Consider the following 1,027-nt stretch of genomic DNA (forward strand, 5'->3'; position numbering starts at 1 on the left):
ATGAGTTGGTTGAAGCGTATTCCGAGTCAACTCGAGCGTTAATCAGAGGTGGCGCTGATCTTATTTTGATCGAAACTATTTTCGATACATTGAATGCTAAGGCATGTGCCTTTGCTGTCGATTCTGTATTTGAAGAGCTTGGTGTTGCACTGCCTGTCATGATTTCCGGTACGATTACCGACGCTTCGGGGCGCACGTTATCAGGGCAAACCACGGAAGCATTTTACAACTCTCTACGTCATGTAAGGCCGTTATCTTTCGGTCTTAACTGTGCATTGGGGCCAGATGAACTGCGCCCATACGTGGAAGAGCTTTCTCGTATTTCTGAATCATTTGTTTCCGCACACCCTAACGCAGGTTTGCCGAATGCTTTTGGAGAATATGACCTTTCTCCAGAAGATATGGCAGAGCATGTAAAAGAGTGGGCTAGCAGCGGCTTTTTAAATCTGATTGGTGGCTGTTGTGGTACAACGCCGGAGCATATTCGCCAAATGGCGCAGGCCGTTGAAGGTGTTACACCTCGCGCTTTGCCAGATTTGCCTGTTGCTTGTCGTCTCTCCGGATTAGAGCCATTAACGATTGAGAAAGAGACTTTATTCATCAATGTCGGTGAGCGAACTAACGTCACAGGTTCTGCTCGCTTTAAACGTTTGATCAAAGAAGAACAGTATGACGAAGCATTAGAAGTCGCGCGTCAGCAAGTTGAAAATGGTGCCCAAATCATCGACATCAACATGGATGAGGGGATGTTAGATGCACAGGCTTGTATGGTTCGTTTTCTAAACCTATGTGCCTCAGAACCAGAAATCTCCAAAGTGCCAATCATGGTCGACTCTTCCAAATGGGAAGTGATTGAAGCGGGTCTGAAATGCATTCAAGGTAAAGGTATTGTGAACTCTATCTCTTTGAAGGAAGGCAAAGAGAAATTTGTTGAGCAAGCTAAACTGATCCGTCGTTATGGCGCAGCTGTGATCGTCATGGCATTCGATGAGGTTGGTCAGGCAGAAACACGCGCGCGCAAGCTAGA

1 protein-coding gene is annotated in these 1,027 nt (G+C 46.4%); it reads left to right on the forward strand.

The genetic code is table 11. The features are described from left to right. Window positions 1-1,027 (forward strand): homocysteine S-methyltransferase family protein (locus R7070_RS26595; RefSeq protein ID WP_318141572.1); only part of this gene is annotated, 1,027 nt, incomplete at both ends.

The sequence above is a fragment of the Vibrio sp. 1557 genome (assembly GCF_033340175.1).
GTDB classification, from domain to species: domain Bacteria; phylum Pseudomonadota; class Gammaproteobacteria; order Enterobacterales; family Vibrionaceae; genus Vibrio; species Vibrio alginolyticus.